Here is an 18,074-nt window from a genome sequence, read left to right on the forward strand (position 1 = left end):
GGATATCCGCCAATCACCGCGCTTCCCTGACGCGCCGGACACATTCTCAGGAAGGAATCGTGTCAGCACGCGGGTGATCGTGTCAGCCCCCGGGCCGGGGGACGAGCCCGATGAGAGCCATCGGGTCACCTTCGGGCGGAATCGGGCCCGATAGCCGCCGGTGGGTGAGCGCTCTCGGAGGCCGCCGCCCCCCGCCCTGCGACAGGCGTCCTAAATGCGTTGAGATGACGCCTTTTCCCGTCAAGGGGGTGTATGGAACCACAGGAGGGGCTCCTCCCAGAGTGACGATGAGGAGGTATCCCTCACAGGAGGACTGATGTCCGCAGTTAAGACTCCTGCCGCGGCACCGGCGGCCAAGAAGCCCTCCGTCACCGGCGACAGACACCGGCTGACCGTGATCGGCGGCCTGGCCGCGCTCTCACTCGACGCCATGGCCTCGGTGGCGTACGGTCCCGAGGCGATCGTGCTGGTCCTCGCCCTCGCCGGTGGCACCGGCCTCGGATTCACCATCCCGGTCACGCTGACCATCGCGGCGCTGCTCGCCGTACTGACCCTGTCCTACCGGCAGGTCATCGCCGCCTTCCCCGAGGGCGGCGGCGCGTACGGCGTGGCCAAGACCTACCTGGGGCGCCGGGCCGGCCTGGTCGCCGGGGCGAGCCTGATCGTCGACTACGTGCTCAACGTGGCGGTGTCGGTGTCCGCCGGGGTCGCGGCGCTCACCTCGGCCCTCCCCGGGCTCCTGCCGTACACCGTCTGGATCTGCCTGACGGTGCTGGCTCTGATCACCGGGATCAACCTCAGGGGCATCGCGCACAGCGCCCGCGCGTTCATCGCCCCCACCGCGATCTACATCGGCGCCATCCTCCTGGTGATCGTGGCCGGTCTGATCCGCACCGAACCCGTGACCGTCGCCGAACACGGAGCGCAGGCGCGGAGCCTGCAGACGGTCGGCGTCCTCCTGCTGCTCAAGGCGTTCGCCAACGGCTGCGCCTCACTGACCGGCGTGGAGGCCATCGCCAACGCGGTGCCCTCGTTCAGAAGGCCGCGGATCAGGCGCGCGCAGCGGGCGGAGGTCGCGCTCGGCGCGCTGCTCGCGATCATGCTGATCGGCATCGCCGCGCTGATCGGCAAGTTCGCCGTCGCCCCCGTCGAGGGCGTGACCGTGCTCGCCCAGGTCACCCAGGCCGCACTCGGCGACGGACCGCTGTTCTACCTGGTGCAGTTCTCCACCGTGATACTGCTCGGGCTGGCCGCCAACACCTCCTTCGGCGGTCTGCCGGTACTGGCCCAGCTCCTGGCCGGGGACAACAACCTGCCGCACGTGTTCGCGCTCCGCGCCGACCGGCACGTGCACCGGTACGGCATCGCGTTCCTCACCCTCACCTCGGCTCTGCTGCTGGTCGCCGCGCGGGGCGACATGAACCTGCTGGTGCCGCTCTTCGCGATCGGCGTCTTCGTGGGCTTCACCCTCTCCCAGGCCGGCATGGTCAGGCACTGGGTCACCGACAGGCCCACCGGCTGGCGGTGGCGCGCGGCGCTCAACGGCTTCGGCGCGCTGCTGACCCTCGTCGCCGCCGTCGTCGTCACGGCCTCCAAGTTCACCGAGGGAGGCTGGCTGATCGTGGTCACGCTCCCCGTGACGGTGCTGGCCATGCAGTGGGTCAACCGCGCCTACACCCGCATCGGCGAGCGCCTGGAGCTCGGCAGGACCCCCGCGCCGCCCCGGCCGCGCCGGTCCCTGGTGGTGGTTCCGGTGCACGCGGTCAACCGGCTCACCCGCGACGCGCTGGCCGCGGCGCTGTCGCTCGGCGACCGGGTGGTGGCGGTCAACGTCACCCACTCCGAGGACGAGCGGGAGACCCGCCACTTCGTCGAGGACTGGGAGCGCTGGCACCCCGAGGTCGAGCTGGTGCGGCTCTTCGACGCCCATCGGCGGCTGGCCGAACCCCTCATCGACTATCTCCGGCGCGTCCCCGAGACGCACGTGTTCGTGCTCATCGCCGAGGTCGAGCCGGAGCACGCCTGGCAGCGCGTGCTGCAGAACCAGCGGGGCGCCGTGCTGGCCGGGGCGCTGCGCCGCCGTACCGACACGGTGGTGTGCCGCATGCGTTTCCGCGTCGGAGCGCACACGGCCGGGGCACCCCGTACCGGCCACCGGGAGCGGCCGACCCCTTGAGTTCGCGCTCCGGGCCGTCAGGTGTCCGCCTGTTCCGCGGCGCCCTCGGCGGGGGAGGGACGTTCAGGGAATATCGCCCGGCTGAACCTCGCGGTGCAGTACCTTAAGTGCCAACCTTATTACCGTAAGTAAAATATAACGGTCGGTTCAAGAAAGTAGGCGCGCTCATGCAGGCTTTCACACTGCCCGACTTCTACACACCGTATCCGGCCAGGCTCAGTCCCCATCTGGAACGCTCCCGTGAGCACAGTGCGGCCTGGGCCCGGCGGATGGGCATGCTCGACGCCCCCAAGCCCGGAGGCGGCGTGGTCTGGGACGACGCGGCGCTGGCGAGGATGGACTACGCGCTGATGTGCGCCTACACCCATCCGGACTGCGACGGCCCCACCCTGGACCTGATCACCGACTGGTATGTCTGGGTGTTCTTCTTCGACGACCATTTCCTTGAGCACTTCAAGTACTCCCGCGACCTGCCGGGGGCGAAGGCCTACCTCGACCACCTCGAACTGTTCATGACCGCGGACGGGGAAACGCCGCCGAGGCCGACGAACGCGGCCGAGGCGGGGTTGAAGGACCTGTGGGAGCGTACGGTTCCGGCGATGTCACCGGGGTGGCGGCAGCGCTTCATCACCAGCACGCACAACCTGATGGTCGAGTCGATGTGGGAGCTGGACAACATCGACCGCGGCCGGATCGCCAACCCGATCGAGTACGTGCAGATGCGGCGGAGGGTCGGCGGCGCGCCCTGGTCGGCGAACCTCGTCGAGTACGCCGTCCACGCGGAGATCCCCGACGGACTCGCCGGGGCGAGGCCGATGCGGGTCCTGTCGGACACCTTCTCGGACGCGGTGCACCTGCGCAACGACCTGTTCTCCTATCAGCGGGAGGTCCAGGAGGAGGGAGAGAACTCCAACGCGGTGCTGGTCTTCGAGCGGTTCTTCGACTGCTCGACGCAGGAGGCCGCCGAGCTGGTCAACGACCTGCTGACCTCCCGGCTGCAGCAGTTCGAGAACACGACGCTGATCGAGGTTCCGGCCCTGCTGGCCGAGCACGCGGTGCCCGCGCACGAGCAGGCCGGGGTGGCCGCCTACGTCAAGGGACTGCAGGACTGGCAGGCCGGCGGACACGAGTGGCACGCGAGGTCCAGCCGTTACATGAACGACGGCGCCGTCCTGGGCGCCACCGGCATGCTGGGCGGTCCGACCGGCCTGGGCACCTCGGCGGCCGGCCCGGCGCTCTCCCCGGCCAGGCTGGGCCTGCGGCGCAGGTCCCAGAGCCATTCCCGCCCGCCGTTTCAGCCGGTGGGACACCTGCCGCTGCCGGATTTCCACATGCCCTACCCGATCCGTACCAGCCCCCACCTGGACGCCGCACGACACTACGCGGTCGGCTGGGCGCGGGAGATGGGCATGTTCGACTCGCTGCCCGGGGTGGAGACCGGCGCGGTGTGGGACGAGCGGCGCTTCATCGGCTTCGACTTCGCGCACTGCGCCGCGATGATCCACGCCGACGCGAGCCCCGAGCAGCTCAACCTCTCCTCGGACTGGCTGGCCTGGGGAACGTACGGTGACGACTACTTCCCCGTGGTGTTCGGGGCGACCCGCGACCTGGTGGCGGCGAAGCTCTGCAACGAACGGCTGTCGGCGTTCATGCCGCTGGACGCCGGGACGGCCACCCCGGAGCCGGCCAATCCGATCGAGCGGGGCCTGGCGGACCTGTGGCGGCGCACCGCGGAGCCGATGACGATGACCGCCCGGTGCCAGTTCCGCAAGTCGGTCGAGGACATGACCTCCAGCTGGGTGTGGGAGCTGACCAACCAGGCACAGCACCGCGTTCCCGATCCGATCGACTACATCGAGATGCGCCGCAAGACGTTCGGGTCGGACATGACGATGAGCCTGGCCCGGCTCGCGCACTCGGATGTGATCCCCGCGGAGATCTACCAGACCCGGGTCATCCGCGAGCTGGACACCGCGGCTCAGGACTACGCCTGTTTCACCAACGACCTGTTCTCCTACCAGAAGGAGATCGAGTTCGAGGGGGAGCTGCACAACCTCGTCCTGGTCGTGGAGAACTTCCTGGGCGTGGACCGGTGGAAGGCCAGGGACGTCGTGGCCGATCTGATGACGGCGCGGATGCGGCAGTTCGAGCACATCGTCGCCAACGACCTGCCGGCGCTGTTCGACGACTTCGCCCTGGACGAGGCGGTCCGCGTGATTCTCACCCGCCACGCCGACGACCTCAAGGAGTGGATGTCGGGAATCCTGGAGTGGCACCGCAAGTGCGTGCGCTACACCGAGGCCGAGCTCCGGCGTACCCGGGCCTCGGGTACGCCGCGGGATTTCTCGTTCCTGCCCGCCGGTCTGGGCACTTCGGCGGTGCGGATCGCGACAGCGGCCGGGGGGCGGAGGGTGTGATCACGGCTCCACCCGCGGAGCGGATCACCAAGATGGGCAAATGCCCTAAATAGAACAAAAACCATCTTTCATCTAACGTCAATACAAACGCCCCGAAGCTTAACCGCTTCGGGGCGTTTTCGCAGTTGGGAGTGGCGGAACCGGCGAAGCCGCCGGAGTGCGACCCAAAGCCTCTTCCTTGTCAATCAATCCGGACGGAAGCGTTTTCTCCGGAGCGAATAAATAATGGAACGGGGCATAAATCATGGACAGTGGCCAATTTCCGAATTGCATAGATCGTGGCGCTTCGGATGGTTAACCTATGTTTCGGGCCGGTGGTAAACAGCCACAGTCAGCCCCTCTCCGCTCACGTTAACCGGCGGTCACAGCCCGTTGATCTGTGACGGCGGGTCGCGGTGTTCAGCGAGAACTCCCAGGGTTCGCTCTGTCCACTCTCTCCATGGAAGGTGTCACAAATGGCGTTCTCACCTGCCTTTTTGGTCACGGCGGTCGCGTCGCTGGCAACGCTCACCTCCCCGCCGCAGGCGACCCTGACCACAATGATCGGCCCTACGGCGGTGCTGGGGAGGCTGCTGGTCCCGGGGCACGGAGTATCCATCGCGGAAACGTCGAAGGTCTGGACGGGCGACGATCCGAACAAGCCGACGAGTAAATTCCAGGTAAGGGGCGTCCTGGGGTTCGGGGTGGGGAGACCCATCGCGGGCGAGGTCACCCGGGTCGCCGCCGGCGGCAAGAGGTTCACGTTCCGCGTCGTCGGCGACGTCACCTACGGTTCGGGCGGAGTGTGGTCGGAGATGCTTCCCGCGGGGAAGACCTGGGCCCGCAGTTCGTCCCTGAGGCTCAAGCCGTACCAGCTCTCCGAGCAGAGCGTCGACATCTTCGAGCCCGCGACCCTGCACAGGGTCCTGACCACCAGGAGAACCGCCACCCCGGGCCAGATCGTCCGCGGCGTCCTCACCACACGCTACTCCGGCGTCGTCACCACGAAATCACTGTGCGCGGTGTCACTCGCCTGCCGGGAGGCGTTCGGAAAGTCCGACGTCAGGGTCTCCTGGTGGATCTGGCTGAACGGCAGGGGCCAGATCGCCCGGCTGTTCACAAAGTGGGTGCGCCCCAAGGACAGCGCCGGCGGTGTGCTCGGCGGCGGCGCCGAGGCCAACACCTACTACAGCGGCTGGGGATCCAGGGTAGTGGTCAAGATCCCGCCCGCCCACCAGGTGGCCAAGGTGGGCTGACCCCCGCCGGCAGCCCACCCGCCTTCCCCACCCCCGGGAAATCGGACCGCGGGTCCCGAATCAACCGCTCTGTTCTCCCATGCGGAGAGCGGCTCCGGCACCCACGGCCGCCCGGAGACGATCATCAGCCGCTCTGGAGCGCGGTCTGGGGCAGCGGGACGCCGGGGTCGGCGAGCCTGTCGCGGTCGACGGGGAGGCCAGAGCGGATCAGGTCCTGGATCTGGTCTGTGACGTCCCACGTGTTGACGTTCATGCCGGCCGCCACCCTGCCGTCCTTGATCCAGAACGCGATGAACCGGCGGGAGCCGAGATCGCCCCGGACGACGACGTCGTCGTTGTGGCCGGGCGGGGTGTAGCCGCTGTACTCCATGCCGAGGTCGTACTGGTCGGTGTAGAAGTAGGGCAGCCGGTCGTAGACGGCCTCCTGTCCGAGCATGCCGCGGGCCGCGACGGCGGGCTGGTTGAGGGCGTTGGCCCAGTGCTCGACACGGATGTGGGTGCCCAGCAGCGGGTGGTAGGCGCTGGCGACGTCACCGGCGGCGAAGACGTCGGGGTCCGAGGTGCGCAGGCCGGCGTCGACCAGTACGCCGTTGTCGACCTTCAGCCCGGCCGCCGCCGCGAGATCGGTGTTGGGGATCGCGCCGATGCCGACGATGACGGCGTCCACGTCGAGGTGGGCGCCGTCTGCCAGCCGTACTCCGCTCACCTTCCCGTGCTCGCCGACGATCTCGGCGGCCCGCGTTCCCAGCCGCAGGTCCACGCCGTGACCGCGGTGCAGGTCGGCGAAGACGGACGCGATCCGGGAGCCGAGCACCGCGAGCAGCGGTTGCCGCTCGACCTCCAGGACGGTCACCGACACCCCGGCGGCCCGGGCCGCGGCGGCGACCTCCAGGCCGATCCAGCCGGCGCCGATGATCGCGACCCGGGAGGCCGCGGCCAGGGTGTCGCGGATGCGCTCGCTCTCCCGCACGGTGCGCAGGTACAGCACGCCGTCCAGATCCGCGCCCGGGACGGGCAGGCGGCGGGGTGTGGCGCCGGTGGCCAGCAGCAGCCTGTCGTAGCCGACCTGTTCGCCGTCGGACAGGGTGACCCGGCGGCCACCGCGGTCGATGCCGGTCACCGCGGTGCCCGGGCGAAACTCGATGGCGTGGTCGCGGTACCAGGCGCCGTCATGGACGAAGATCTTCTCTCGCGCCGACTTTCCCTGCAGATAGCCCTTGGAGAGCGCCGGCCGCTCGTACGGCAGATCGGGCTCGTCACCGATCAACAGGATCCGGCCGTCGGCGCCCTGCTCACGCAGGGTCTCGGCGGCTTTGGCCGCGGCGAGGCCGCCGCCCGCGATCACGAATGTGGTGGGTCCGGACATGACGTCATGCTCCTGTCGGGTTCGTGGTGGGCGGGGGCGGTACGGCCGCGCCGAGTTCGACGCAGCAGGCGCCCGGCCGGGGGACCAGGGCGGCGTTGAGGGTCGTGGCACCGAGGCCGTCGAGGAATCCGGCGAGAAAGGCATGGTTGATCGCGCAGACCAGGCCGGGATCCTTGGCCGCCAGCGGGTGGAACGGGCAGTTGCGCAGTCGCACCAGGGTCGGGGTGACACGCGCGGGTTCGAAGCCGTGGCGTTCCAGCGTCCGACCGGCGAGGGTGAGGGCGCGCTCGGCGCCCAGCCGCCCCGGCTTCGTCTCGTCGCGCTCGGCCTCGCCGAGTTCACGGCCCCGGTCTCGGGCCACGCGTAGCGCGGCCTCCCGCCCGCTCTCCTCAGGCCGCCGGCCGCGGACGGAGTCGAGCAGGATGTCGGCGAGCAGGCCGTGCTCACGCCGGGGGATGCTGATCTGAAGGTCGAGATCGGTGGGCTCGTACACCTTGGGCATACGGCCCACCCGGTGCGGTCCGCCCGGCCGGGCGTACCCTGCTGACAGCAGCCCCACGGCGACCAGCTTGTCCAGATGGAAGGCCGCGAGCTTCCGGGAGATCCCGACGCTCTCGGCGGCCTCGTCCCGGGTCACCGGACGGTCCGACCGCCGGACGAAGTCGTACATGCGCAGCCGCAGATCGTCGCTGAGCACGGCGACGGCCGCACGGATGGGCTCCTCCATGGTCACCCCGCCAGGATAACACCTACCCTCATTGGCTAAATAGAAGAGCTCGCCCATTTTTCATGGATCATTGACGTGTCATGCGAATATGACTAACACTTGTTGGTGAAATAGGAGGTAGGGCATGTCCAGTCCGGTCACCCCACACCGAAAGGCCGTCGACGTGAGCCAGCACCACGCCCACCCTTCGGCCCGCACCGCTGTGCGAGTGGTCCACCCCGGCAACGGGGTGAACCTGGTCGCGGCCGAACACGCCGCCGAGCTGTTCCTGCACGCCCTCGGTATTTCCACCGACACCGAGAGCCTGCGCGAAACGCCCCGCCGGATGGCCCGCGCCTACGCCGAGCTGTTCAGCCCGCGCCCCTTCGAGCTGACCACCTTCCCCAACGACGAGGAGTACGACGAGCTCGTCCTGGTCCGCGCCATCCCCGTCCGGTCGGTATGCGAGCACCACCTGCTGCCCTTCGTGGGCATCGCCCACGTCGGCTACCTGCCCGGCCGGCGCATCGTGGGCCTGTCGAAACTCGCCCGGATCGTGGAGTACTTCGCCTGCCGGCCCCAGGTGCAGGAACGTCTCACCAAACAGATCGCCGACTGGCTGGAGGACCAGCTGGATCCCAAAGGCGTCGGTGTCGTCATCGAAGCCGACCACACCTGCATGACCCTGCGCGGCGTCCAGGCCCCCGGGTCCTGCACCGTCACCTCCACCCTGCTGGGCACGCTCCGCGACGACGCGCGTTCCCGCAGCGAGTTCTTCGCCCTCACCCGCCGTTCCACCCCGTGAAGGAAAGGTCACATGGAAATCTGGATCAACCCCGACTGCTCCAAATGCCGTTCCGCGCTCTCCGTCCTGGACGCCGAGAACGCCGCCTACACCGTCCGCCGTTACCTGGACGACCCGCCCGGCGAGCGGGAGATCCGCGACGTGCTGACCAGGCTGGGCCTCGAACCCTGGGACATCACCCGGACCGGCGAGACCTCGGCCGCCGAGCTGGGCCTGGCCGGCTGGCCCCGCGACCCCGCGAGCCGTGACCGCTGGATCCAGGCCCTGGCCGCCCATCCGATCCTCATCCAGCGCCCCATCATCACCGCCGAAGACGGACCGGCCGTCGTCGCCCGGACCGAGGAGGCCGTCCGCTCGCTACTGCCACGCCGGTGAGAGGCGTCCCCTTCCGATCGAAAAACGCCCTGGAATTCGCCGATCGCTACAGGGCGTTCTCCCTTCCGGGCCGGTCACACCGGCGTCGACCGCACCGGGCCCGCGCTCCGCTCAGCCGCTGCCGACGGTACGCCGAATACGGAACGTGAGGATCGCACCCCACGGCTGGAGGGTTAGAGGGTCTCCCGGCTCACGTCGGGCCGGCCCACAAGCTGTTCGTCGAGTTGAGCGAGGACCGCTTGGATCCGCTTCTCGACGATACCGAAGTACGCACTCATGCGGGCGAGGTTCTCCTCGGCGGCGCGGTCACCCTCACCGAGCGCTACCAGCGCCCCTTCGGCGAGGGCACGATAGCGCCGCACCGTCCGCAGCCCCTCGCTCTCCATGATGTGCCAGATGTCAGGCGGAACCTTCATGTACGTCTGCCGGCGGCCGGGTATGGACACCTTCTGCACCAAGCCCTGCGCGATGAGCAGGCGGGTCGCGGTCGAGATCGCCGCTCCACTCGCCTGGAGGGCGTCGCGCAGGTCGGCCTGACTCTGTGGTTCGGGTGCGAGCAGGAGCCATCCGAGGGTACGGCCGGCGATCCGCGGCATCCAGCCCGTGCTTTCGACGAGCAGTCCGAGTTCTTCGACGAAGTCGCGAGCGGCGGCGTCGTCACGTTCCGTGGCCATCTGGTCCTCCTTCCCTCCTTCCGGTCGCCAAGTTCTCAAATGCTACCGTCTTTCCGAGATTTCGGTATTGACCGAAATCTCAGTGATAACAATACTGATGCGCAACCAAGGAGGACCCATGGACGAATCCGGCGGCCGCGTACCTGAGCGACCCGTCGCGCACCCCGAGGGCGACCACGTGTCACGCTACGAGTGGCTGGAGGGTCAGAACACGCCCGCCGTGGTCGCCTGGGCGCGTGAGCAGGACGAGCACTGCAGGAAACGTCTCGATTCCATGCCCGAGTCGGCCGCGCTCAAGGCCCGGCTCCAACAGCTCCTCACGGTTCCCGCCCGCTGGATACCGCAGGTCCGCCAAGGGGTCATGGTCGACTCCCGCCAGGAGGCCGGGGACGAGCGCCCGTCATTGTGGATCACCGACGCCCGCGGGGAGCGCCGCATCGTCGCCTCCACCTCGCTTGGTGATCCGACCGAGGCCATCGCGGCGTACTCCCTCTCACCCGACGGCACCGTCCTCGCCTGGGGGACGGCCAGAGGCGGCGCCGACTGGCTGACGGTTCGCTTCCGGGACACCCGAACGGGCGTGGACCTGCCGGATGTCCTGACCGGCATCAAGTGGCCACGTTTCGGCTGGCTCGGCGGCGACGCCCTCGCCTACCCCGCCTTCGCCGATCCCGGCGCCGACGAGGACCTCCTCTCGCTCAACCTCGCCCCGCGAATCAAGCTCCACCGCTTCGGCACCGCGCAGACGGACGACGAGGTGATCCACGAGTCGGCCGGCCCGGACTGGGCCCTGCCCCATGTCTCCCGGGACGGGCGCTGGCTCGTCGTCCAGGAGCAGATCGGGGTCGTGCCGGCCCGTCTTCTCATCCGTCCGGCCGGGTCGGACGAACCGTGGCAGACGGTCGTCGACGGCCTTGGACCGATCCACTTCCTCGGGATGGTCGGCGACGAGCTGATCTGCCACGACCTCCGCGAGGCCGTGAACGGCCGCGTCGTGGCGATCGACCGGCGCGACGGGAGCGAGCGCGTGATCGTGGACGAGTCCACGAGGTCGATCGACCTGGGCTCCGCCGAGCTGGGTCCGGACTGGGTGGTAACCGTCCGGCACACCGAGCGGGGCAGCCAGGTCACGGTCACCCCGCTCGGCGGGGGCCCCGGCCGCGAGGTGCCCATCCCGGAGCAGGCCACCGTCCGAGACCTGTCGGTCGCCGAGGACGAGCAGGCGGTCTACCTTCACGTCGAGCGCTGCGACTCCGAGCCGGGCACCGGCATCCTGCGTCACAACGTGGCCACGGGGGAGTCAATCGTCCTCCACCACAGTGCCCTGCCCTCGCGCGGCGACGTCGTCGTCGAGACGGTCCACGTCACGAGTGCCGACGGCACACAGGTCCCGATGCGGATCATCCGCCCGGCCGGCCCACGCCCGGAGGGGACCGCGAAGGTCTTCCTCTCGGTGTACGGCGGATACTCGGTCCCCTTCCTCACGACCGGCTACGCCGGCTGGCACCGGGCCTGGCTCGACGCCGGCGGTGTCCTCGCCTACGCGGGTATCCGCGGCGGTGGCGAGTACGGCGAGGAGTGGCACGTCGCGGCCCAGAAGACCAGCAAGCAGAAGGGGATCGACGACCTCATCGCATGTGCCGAGTGGTTCGAGCGGCAGGGCTGGTCGGAGCCTCGGCAGGTCGCCCTCAACGGAATGTCCAACGGCGGCCTCATGGTCGGCACGGTCCTGACCCAGCGGCCGGACCTGCTCGGCGCCGCGATCCCCGAGGTCGGCGTCTTCGACCTGCTCCGCTTCCACCTGTTCACCGTCGGTCACGCGTGGGTGTGCGAGTTCGGCGACGTGAACGTCCCTCAGGAGCGGTCGGCGTTGGAGGCGCACTCGCCGCTGCACCGTATCGTCGAGGACACGGCGTACCCCCCCACTCTCGTACTGACCGCGGATCGGGATGATCGCGTCCCGCCCGGCCCGCACTCGTACAAGTTCACCGCCGCCCTGCAGGACGCCCAGTCCGGGAGCGGCGAGGTACTCATGCGCGTCGCGCACAACGCCGGACACGCAGCCGGCCGCACCCTGGCCGAACGGATCGACGAGCGGACGGCCGTCCTGGCCTTCGCCGCCGCCGCACTGGCGCTACCGATGCCGGCCGACCTCAGCCTCTGGAACAACGACAAGGAACCAGCATGACTCGTACGGCCATGCCCCGGCTAGGTCTCACCGTCGGTGCGACCCTGGCAGCGCTTCTCCTCGCGTCCTGCGGGGACGGCGGATCCACCGCCCCCAAGAGCAGCGGTGGCGCGACCACGGGTGCCTCGGGGGGCACCTTCTCGATCGCGGGAACCGACCCGACACACCTGACCCCCGGCAACACGTGGTCCTTCTATACCGGGTCCATGTTGTTCACCGGCCCTCTGAAGATCGACGCCAAGTCGGGGGAGATCCGCCCCGGCGCCGCCGAGTCGGTCACGTCCTCGGACCAGAAGGTGTGGACGATTAAGCTGAAGCCGGGGCAGAAGTTCTCCAACGGAGACCCGATCACGGCGCAGAACTTCGCGGACGCGTGGAACGCGACCGCGTTCGGCCCCAACGCCTGGGTGCAGAACTCGAACTTCGCCCTCTTCAAGGGCTACGACGCGCTCAACCCGGCGTCGGGCAAGCCGAAGACCAAGGAGCTCTCCGGCGTCAAGGTCGTTGACGAGAACACGCTTGAGGTGACGCTGACCAAGCCGTACGGCCTGTTCCCCTACGTCATCGCGAGCTACAACTTCGCGCCGCTGCCCAAGGCCGCCTTCGACGACCCGAAGGGCTTCGACGCCGCCCCCGTCGGCAACGGTCCCTACAAGGTGCAGGGCAAGTACGAGGCGAACAAGCCTCTGACCGTGGTGCGCAACGAGAACTACGGAGGTCCGGCGGGCAAGGCGGACTCGATCGTCTTCAAGCCGTACACGTCCTACGCCACGGCCTACAACGACCTGCTCGCCGGCAACACCGACATCGTCTACCCGGTGCCGCCCGACCGGCTCTCCGACGCCCAGACCCGGCTCAAGGACCGCCTCGCGGTCGCGACGATCCCGAACCTCAACTACTTCGCGTTCCCCTCGTGGGACAAGCGGTTCAAGGACGTCCGGGTCCGCGAGGCGATCTCCATGGCGATCGACAGGGACGCGCTGACCAAGTCGATCCTCAAGGGCTCGGGCGACCCGGCCCGCAGCATCGCCCCCTCCTCGGCCGTCGGCGCGACCGCGGACACCTGCACCGCGTGTGTCCACGACCCGGCCAAGGCCAAGGAGCTCCTCACGCAGGCCGGCGGCTGGAGCGGCCCGCTCAAGCTTTACGCGAGCCAGTACGGGACGAACGACCAGACCCTCCAGGCCGTCGCCAACCAGCTGCGGGCGAACCTCGGGATCACCGACATCTCCTTCGAGACCCTGCCCTACGCCCAGCTGACCGAGACGGTCAAGGGCAAGAAGGCCGAGGGGCCGTTCCTCTACTACTGGGGCGCCTACTTCCCGCACATCGGTAACTTCATCTCCCCGCTCGTGACGAAGGCCGGGATCGCCAACGAGACGGAGTACTCCAACCCCGTCGTCGAGGACCTCGTCTCGAAGGCGGACGCGTCCTCCCTTGAGAACGGCCTCCCGATCTACGCCGAGGCGGAGAGGGAGATGTGGAAGGACACTCCGATCGCTCCGCTCTACTTCGGTCGTTACACCGCTGTCTGGACGAAGAAGGTGCAGGACGTTCAGGTCGGCGTCAACGGCCTCGGCGACCTCACCCAGGTCACCGTCGCCTCGAACTGACGATCTGATCCCACTACCGGAGACGGTGGGGCGACAGGCGCCCGGCGCGGCCCCACCGCAGGGAATCACATGACCCGATACATCCTGCTCAGAGTGCTGCTCGCGCTCTCGGTCGCGCTCGGCGCGACGTTCCTCATCTTTCTCGTCGTCTTCGCCCTGCCCGGCGACCCGATCCAGGCGCTGACCGGTGGCCAGCACGTCATGTCGGCGTCGGTGGAAGCGGCGCTGCGAGAGCGCTACCACCTCAACGACAGCCTGCCGGTGCAGTACCTCAAGTACATGGGCGGGCTGCTCCAGGGTGATCTCGGGGAGGACTTCACCGGCCGCCCGGTGTCGGCGATCATCGCGGAGAGCTGGCCGACCACGGCCAAGCTCGGGCTGACGGCCTTCGCCCTGGAGATCGTCGTCGGCATCCCGCTCGGGCTCTGGGCGGGTCTGCGCAAGGGCCGGCCGGTCGACTACACCGTTCTCGGCGGGACGATCCTCGCCTTCGCGGTCCCGATCTTCGTCATCGGCTACACGGCCCAGATCCTGTTCGGGATCAACCTCGGCTGGTTCCCCGTCGCCGGGACCGAGGAGGGCTGGCCGACCTCGTACATACTCCCCGCGCTCGTCCTCGGGATCCTCGGTCTCGCCACGACGGCCCGGCTCATGCGGACGAGCCTCGTCGAGACGCTGTCGGCCGACTTCATCCGGACGGCGATCGCCAAGGGGCTGCCGCGGCGGCGGATCATCGTCAACCACGCGATGCGCAACTCTCTCATCCCCGTCGTCACCTACCTCGCGATCGACCTCGGGGGCCTGCTCGGCGGGGCCGTCATCATCGAGGGGATCTTCAACATCCCCGGCCTCGGCTTCCAGATCTTCGAGGGCATCAAGCAGCAGAACGGGCCTGTCGTCGTCGGGATCTCGACTCTGCTGGTCCTGATCTTCCTCGCCGCCAACCTCGTCGTGGACGTCATCTACGGCGTGCTCGACCCAAGGATCCGCTATGAGTGACCCGACCACGACGATGGCCTCCGAACGTACCCCGGAGCCGGGTCCCCCCGCGGGTGCGGGGTCCGGCCGGCCGTCCCGCGGGTCGGTGTCCCCGACCCGGCAGATGCTCCTGGACCTGGTGACCCGGCCGCGGTTCGCCGTGCCCGGGACCCTCGTCCTGCTCCTCGCCGTCATCGCGGCGTTCCCGGGTCCGATCGCGGGGTTCTTCGGTCACGGCGACCCGCTCGCCTGCGACCTCAACCGGAGCGGCCTGCCGGCCGGGGAGGGGCACCCCTTCGGGTTCGACATCCAAGGGTGCGACCTCTACGCCCAGGTCATCTACGGAGCACGGCCCTCGATCACGATCGCGATCGTCGTCACGGTGACGTCGACGCTCGTCGCGATGGCGCTCGGTCTCGTCGCCGGCTACTACGGCGGCATCATCGACACCATTCTCGGGCGCGGCATCGACGTCTTCTACGGCTTCCCCTTCATGCTCGCGGCGATCGTCATCCTCACGGCGCTCGGTTCGCACGGCATCTGGGCGGTGTCGGGAACGATGGCCGCCTTCTGCTGGCCGACGATGACCAGGGTCATGCGCGCGAGCGTCCTGGCGACGAGGAAACTCGACTACGTCAAGGCCGCGCGGGCGCTCGGCGCGTCGGACCTGCGGATCATGGTGCGGCACATCCTGCCGAACGCCTTCGCCCCGGTCCTCGTCCTCGCGAGCCTCACGGTCGGCGGGATCATCGCGGGTGAGGCGAGCCTGACGTACCTCGGGGTGGGCCTTCGGGCACCCACGATCTCGTGGGGTGTCCAGCTCAACACCGCGCAGAGCTACTTCAACAGCAACCCGAGCCTGCTGATCTACCCGTCCTTGTTCCTGTGCGTCACGGTCCTCAGCTTCGTCCTCGTCGGCGACGCCGTCCGCGACATCCTCGACCCGAAGAGCCGGTGACGTGATGACGATGCCAGCGTCCGAGACCCCGCTCCTTGAGATCCGAGGGCTCTCGGTCGAGTTCCGGGCTCGCCGCGGCGAGCCCGTCCAGGCCGTGCAGGACCTGTCCCTGACCGCCCGAGCGGGAGAGTGCGTCGTCGTCCTCGGCGAGTCGGGCTCGGGCAAGAGCGTCACGGCCAAGGCGGTCATGGGCCTGCTCGAAGGGACCGCGCGGACGACGGCCGGGTCGATCCGGCTCGGCGGCGTCGACCTGCTCGCCGACCCGGCCGCGATGCGCGCGGCCCGCGGCCGCGACGTGGCGATGGTCTTCCAGGACTCGCTGAGCGCCCTCAACCCGGTCCAGCGGGTTGGTGATCAGATCGCCGAGATGTTCCGCGTCCACCAGGGGCTCTCCAAGACGGAGGCACGCGCGCGGGCGATCGAGTTGATGCGCCGGGTCGCCATCCCGGATCCGGAGCGCCGAGCCCGCAGCTACCCACACCAGATCTCGGGCGGGATGCGCCAGCGGATCGTCATCGCGATGGCGATCACGCTGGAGCCGAGGCTGCTCATCGCGGACGAGCCGACGACCGCGCTCGACGTGACGGTCCAGAAGGGGATTCTCGACCTGTTCAGGGTGCTCACCGACGCGGGCGCGGGGCTCGTCTTCATCACCCACGACATCGGCGTCGCCGCGGAGATCGCCGACCACATCGTCGTCATGTACGCCGGCTCCGTCATGGAGACCGGGCCGGCCCGCGAGGTGCTGGCCGCCCCTCACCACCCGTACACCCGGGCGCTGCTCGCTTCGGTGCCGCGGATCGAGCAGCCCGGTGCCCGCAGGCCGATCCCGGGCGGCCTGCCCGATCCGGCGGACCGCCCCGCGGGATGTCTCTTCGCCCCGCGCTGTCCGCTGGCGGCAGCCGACTGCACGGCCACCCGGCCGGCGCTTGAGTCCCTGGAGCCGGGCCGCGCGGCGGCCTGCCTGCGCATCACGGAGGTGCAGCATGTCCTCGCCCAGTGACGTCCTCGTCCGAGGCACCGGCCTCGTCAAGCACTACCCGATCCGGGAGTCGGGGCTTCTCGGCGCGAAGGGCGCGATCAAGGCGGTCGACGGTGTCGACCTGCACCTCGTCCGCGGGGAGTGCCTCGCGCTCGTCGGCGAGTCCGGATGCGGCAAGAGCACGCTCGCATCCCTGCTCACCCATCTTGAGCCGACGACGGAAGGTTCGATCGAGGTGAACGGCCTCGGCTGGGGACGGAACCGTCGCACCGATCGGCAGATCCGCCGGCAGATCCAGATCGTCCTTCAGGACCCGTACTCGGCACTCAACCCGAGGATGACCGTCGAGCAGCTCCTCACCGAACCGCTCCGGATCCATTCAGACCTTGTTCCGGCGCGCGACCATTCCAGGCGGGTGACCGAACTGCTGGAGATGGTCGGTCTGAACGACTCACACCGCCACCGCTACCCGCACGAGTTCTCCGGCGGCCAGCGCCAGCGTATCTGCATCGCGAGAGCGCTCGCGGTCACCCCGCGGGTCCTCGTCTGCGACGAGCCGCTGTCGGCCCTCGACGTGTCGGTCCAGGGCCAGATCCTTGAGCTCTTCCGCGACCTGCGTGAGCGGCTCGGCCTGTCCTACGTCTTCATCTCGCACGACCTCGCCGTCGTACGCAGCATCGCCGATCGCGTCGCCGTCATGTACCTGGGCCGGATCGTCGAGCAGGGTCCGACCGAGGAGATCTACGAGCGACCGCAGCACCCGTACACCCGGGCCCTGCTCTCCTCGGCTCCGGTCACCGACCCGGCCGTCCGCGAGGCGCGCGAGCGGATCGTCCTGACCGGGGAGGTTCCAAGTCCCGCGAACCCGCCAAGCGGCTGCGCCTTCCGTACCCGCTGCTGGCTCGCGATGGACGAGTGCGCGACCACGATCCCGGCCCTCGATCCCGTTTCCCCCGGCCACGAAGCCGCGTGTCTACGGCTCGGTGACACCTCACAACCCACCCGGGAGGATCCGCGTTGAGCCTCTGCCGACCTGATGACGCGGGTCGGTGGCGTTCGCCGATGTGGGCATGAGGCAATCGTTGTCGGACTCGGTCACTACTTGACCGAACAGCGACATTCCCCCTTACCGCGAGAAGCCGGGCAGGCCGCCGAAGCAGCGTGATCCGCTCGTCGGCCGACCGGCGCGGACGGTCGACAGGGGGCCGGCCCGCGGGCACCCGCCGGGAACGGATCCAAACCCGCTGCCAGGCCGGCAGGTCGTGCCCGTCCGGTCACCCCGCGAAGTGGCCTATCCCCCGCGCCGCCCAGGGTCCTCCGCGTCGCGTCCGGCGTTTCCCGCAGCCGTGGCACCGGACTCCGCCGCCCCCTTACGATCATCGGGAATGTGTGGCGTGGGTCCTTCGGGATCTATGCCGGTCGGCGCGTCCGCACCCGCGGAGCCCTCCCGGTCGTCCGCCACCTGAGCCGGAGGCTCACCGGACGTGCTCTCCGGGTCCGTCTCGGTCATAGGAAACCTCCGAGGAGACCCCCGCCTTCAGGTGGGGGAGGAATCGGATCCCTGCGGAGCAGGGCAGGGGCAGGCGATTCGCCGCACGGCG

General features: G+C 69.1%; 14 protein-coding genes. 11 read left to right on the forward strand and 3 right to left on the reverse strand.

Annotated elements, in window-relative coordinates:
- Window positions 1-316: 316 nt before the first annotated feature.
- The 3 genes from ABZ194_RS25110 (at window position 317) to ABZ194_RS25120 (ending at window position 5,828) form a co-directional block, all read left to right on the forward strand.
- Entirely contained in the window at window positions 317-2,176 is a 1,860-nt protein-coding gene (locus tag ABZ194_RS25110; RefSeq protein WP_355599457.1) for an APC family permease, read from the forward strand.
- A 167-nt stretch (window positions 2,177-2,343) separates the two neighbouring features.
- Window positions 2,344-4,593 (forward strand): family 2 encapsulin nanocompartment cargo protein terpene cyclase, encoded by a 2,250-nt coding sequence (locus ABZ194_RS25115; RefSeq protein WP_355599458.1) that lies wholly within the window; start codon window positions 2,344-2,346, stop codon window positions 4,591-4,593.
- A gap of 455 nt (window positions 4,594-5,048) precedes the next feature.
- The gene (locus ABZ194_RS25120) at window positions 5,049-5,828 is read left to right on the forward strand and encodes a hypothetical protein (protein ID WP_355599459.1); all 780 of its coding nucleotides are present in this window, start codon (window positions 5,049-5,051) and stop codon (window positions 5,826-5,828) included.
- Window positions 5,829-5,952: 124 nt separating this feature from the next.
- On the opposite strand, the gene ABZ194_RS25125 is transcribed toward ABZ194_RS25120, so the two are convergent.
- Together ABZ194_RS25125 and ABZ194_RS25130 are read right to left on the reverse strand one after the other, a co-directional pair.
- Complete coding sequence (locus ABZ194_RS25125; protein ID WP_355599460.1) at window positions 5,953-7,194, reverse strand: FAD-dependent oxidoreductase; 1,242 nt, start codon at window positions 7,192-7,194, stop codon at window positions 5,953-5,955.
- 4 nt (window positions 7,195-7,198) lie between these two features.
- Window positions 7,199-7,921, reverse strand: a complete 723-nt coding sequence (locus ABZ194_RS25130) for a helix-turn-helix domain-containing protein (RefSeq protein ID WP_355599471.1) — start codon at window positions 7,919-7,921, stop codon at window positions 7,199-7,201.
- 124 nt (window positions 7,922-8,045) lie between these two features.
- On the opposite strand from ABZ194_RS25130, the gene folE reads away from it, so the two are divergent.
- Complete coding sequence (folE, locus tag ABZ194_RS25135) at window positions 8,046-8,705, forward strand: GTP cyclohydrolase I FolE (protein ID WP_355599461.1); 660 nt, start codon at window positions 8,046-8,048, stop codon at window positions 8,703-8,705.
- Window positions 8,706-8,717: 12 nt separating this feature from the next.
- On the forward strand, window positions 8,718-9,080 hold the full coding sequence (locus ABZ194_RS25140; protein ID WP_355599462.1) for an arsenate reductase family protein: 363 nt from the start codon (window positions 8,718-8,720) through the stop codon (window positions 9,078-9,080).
- A gap of 173 nt (window positions 9,081-9,253) precedes the next feature.
- Here ABZ194_RS25140 and ABZ194_RS25145 read toward each other — a convergent pair whose 3' ends face one another.
- Window positions 9,254-9,754: a MarR family transcriptional regulator gene (locus ABZ194_RS25145; protein ID WP_355599463.1), complete on the reverse strand. Its 501-nt coding sequence runs from the start codon at window positions 9,752-9,754 to the stop codon at window positions 9,254-9,256.
- Window positions 9,755-9,872: 118 nt separating this feature from the next.
- On the opposite strand from ABZ194_RS25145, the gene ABZ194_RS25150 reads away from it, so the two are divergent.
- The 6 genes from ABZ194_RS25150 to ABZ194_RS25175 all read left to right on the forward strand — a co-directional run bounded on the left by ABZ194_RS25150 (window position 9,873) and on the right by ABZ194_RS25175 (window position 17,494).
- Window positions 9,873-11,942, forward strand: coding sequence for a prolyl oligopeptidase family serine peptidase (locus ABZ194_RS25150; RefSeq protein WP_355599464.1), 2,070 nt, complete (start codon window positions 9,873-9,875; stop codon window positions 11,940-11,942).
- Entirely contained in the window at window positions 11,939-13,555 is a 1,617-nt protein-coding gene (locus tag ABZ194_RS25155; protein WP_355599465.1) for an ABC transporter substrate-binding protein, read from the forward strand. Before ABZ194_RS25150 ends, ABZ194_RS25155 begins: the two co-directional genes overlap by 4 nt.
- A gap of 69 nt (window positions 13,556-13,624) precedes the next feature.
- A complete protein-coding gene (locus ABZ194_RS25160; RefSeq protein ID WP_355599466.1) occupies window positions 13,625-14,554 on the forward strand; it encodes an ABC transporter permease in 930 nt (309 codons plus the stop codon).
- Window positions 14,547-15,491 carry an ABC transporter permease gene (locus tag ABZ194_RS25165; protein WP_355599467.1) on the forward strand — a complete coding sequence of 315 codons (945 nt, stop codon included), beginning with the start codon at window positions 14,547-14,549 and terminating at the stop codon, window positions 15,489-15,491. The genes ABZ194_RS25160 and ABZ194_RS25165 overlap by 8 nt, the downstream gene beginning before the upstream one ends.
- 4 nt (window positions 15,492-15,495) lie before the next feature.
- On the forward strand, window positions 15,496-16,494 hold the full coding sequence (locus ABZ194_RS25170; RefSeq protein ID WP_355599468.1) for an ABC transporter ATP-binding protein: 999 nt from the start codon (window positions 15,496-15,498) through the stop codon (window positions 16,492-16,494).
- Window positions 16,478-17,494, forward strand: a complete 1,017-nt coding sequence (locus tag ABZ194_RS25175; protein ID WP_355599469.1) for an oligopeptide/dipeptide ABC transporter ATP-binding protein — start codon at window positions 16,478-16,480, stop codon at window positions 17,492-17,494. Before ABZ194_RS25170 ends, ABZ194_RS25175 begins: the two co-directional genes overlap by 17 nt.
- Window positions 17,495-18,074 lie beyond the last annotated feature (580 nt).

Source organism: Streptosporangium sp. NPDC006007 (assembly GCF_040614315.1).
Lineage (GTDB): Bacteria > Actinomycetota > Actinomycetes > Streptosporangiales > Streptosporangiaceae > Streptosporangium.

What these genes read in the sequence shown, in the direction of transcription:
- ABZ194_RS25150 (WP_355599464.1), top strand. Translation starts at nt 9,873, where the DNA reads ATGGACGAATCCGGCGGCCGCGTACCTGAGCGACCCGTCGCGCACCCC.
- ABZ194_RS25175 (WP_355599469.1), top strand. Translation starts at nt 16,478, where the DNA reads ATGTCCTCGCCCAGTGACGTCCTCGTCCGAGGCACCGGCCTCGTCAAG.
- ABZ194_RS25140 (WP_355599462.1), top strand. Translation starts at nt 8,718, where the DNA reads ATGGAAATCTGGATCAACCCCGACTGCTCCAAATGCCGTTCCGCGCTC.
- ABZ194_RS25155 (WP_355599465.1), top strand. Translation starts at nt 11,939, where the DNA reads ATGACTCGTACGGCCATGCCCCGGCTAGGTCTCACCGTCGGTGCGACC.
- ABZ194_RS25130 (WP_355599471.1), bottom strand. Translation starts at nt 7,921, where the DNA reads ATGGAGGAGCCCATCCGTGCGGCCGTCGCCGTGCTCAGCGACGATCTG.
- ABZ194_RS25125 (WP_355599460.1), bottom strand. Translation starts at nt 7,194, where the DNA reads ATGTCCGGACCCACCACATTCGTGATCGCGGGCGGCGGCCTCGCCGCG.
- ABZ194_RS25145 (WP_355599463.1), bottom strand. Translation starts at nt 9,754, where the DNA reads ATGGCCACGGAACGTGACGACGCCGCCGCTCGCGACTTCGTCGAAGAA.
- ABZ194_RS25110 (WP_355599457.1), top strand. Translation starts at nt 317, where the DNA reads ATGTCCGCAGTTAAGACTCCTGCCGCGGCACCGGCGGCCAAGAAGCCC.
- ABZ194_RS25160 (WP_355599466.1), top strand. Translation starts at nt 13,625, where the DNA reads ATGACCCGATACATCCTGCTCAGAGTGCTGCTCGCGCTCTCGGTCGCG.
- ABZ194_RS25115 (WP_355599458.1), top strand. Translation starts at nt 2,344, where the DNA reads ATGCAGGCTTTCACACTGCCCGACTTCTACACACCGTATCCGGCCAGG.
- ABZ194_RS25165 (WP_355599467.1), top strand. Translation starts at nt 14,547, where the DNA reads ATGAGTGACCCGACCACGACGATGGCCTCCGAACGTACCCCGGAGCCG.
- ABZ194_RS25170 (WP_355599468.1), top strand. Translation starts at nt 15,496, where the DNA reads ATGACGATGCCAGCGTCCGAGACCCCGCTCCTTGAGATCCGAGGGCTC.
- folE (WP_355599461.1), top strand. Translation starts at nt 8,046, where the DNA reads ATGTCCAGTCCGGTCACCCCACACCGAAAGGCCGTCGACGTGAGCCAG.
- ABZ194_RS25120 (WP_355599459.1), top strand. Translation starts at nt 5,049, where the DNA reads ATGGCGTTCTCACCTGCCTTTTTGGTCACGGCGGTCGCGTCGCTGGCA.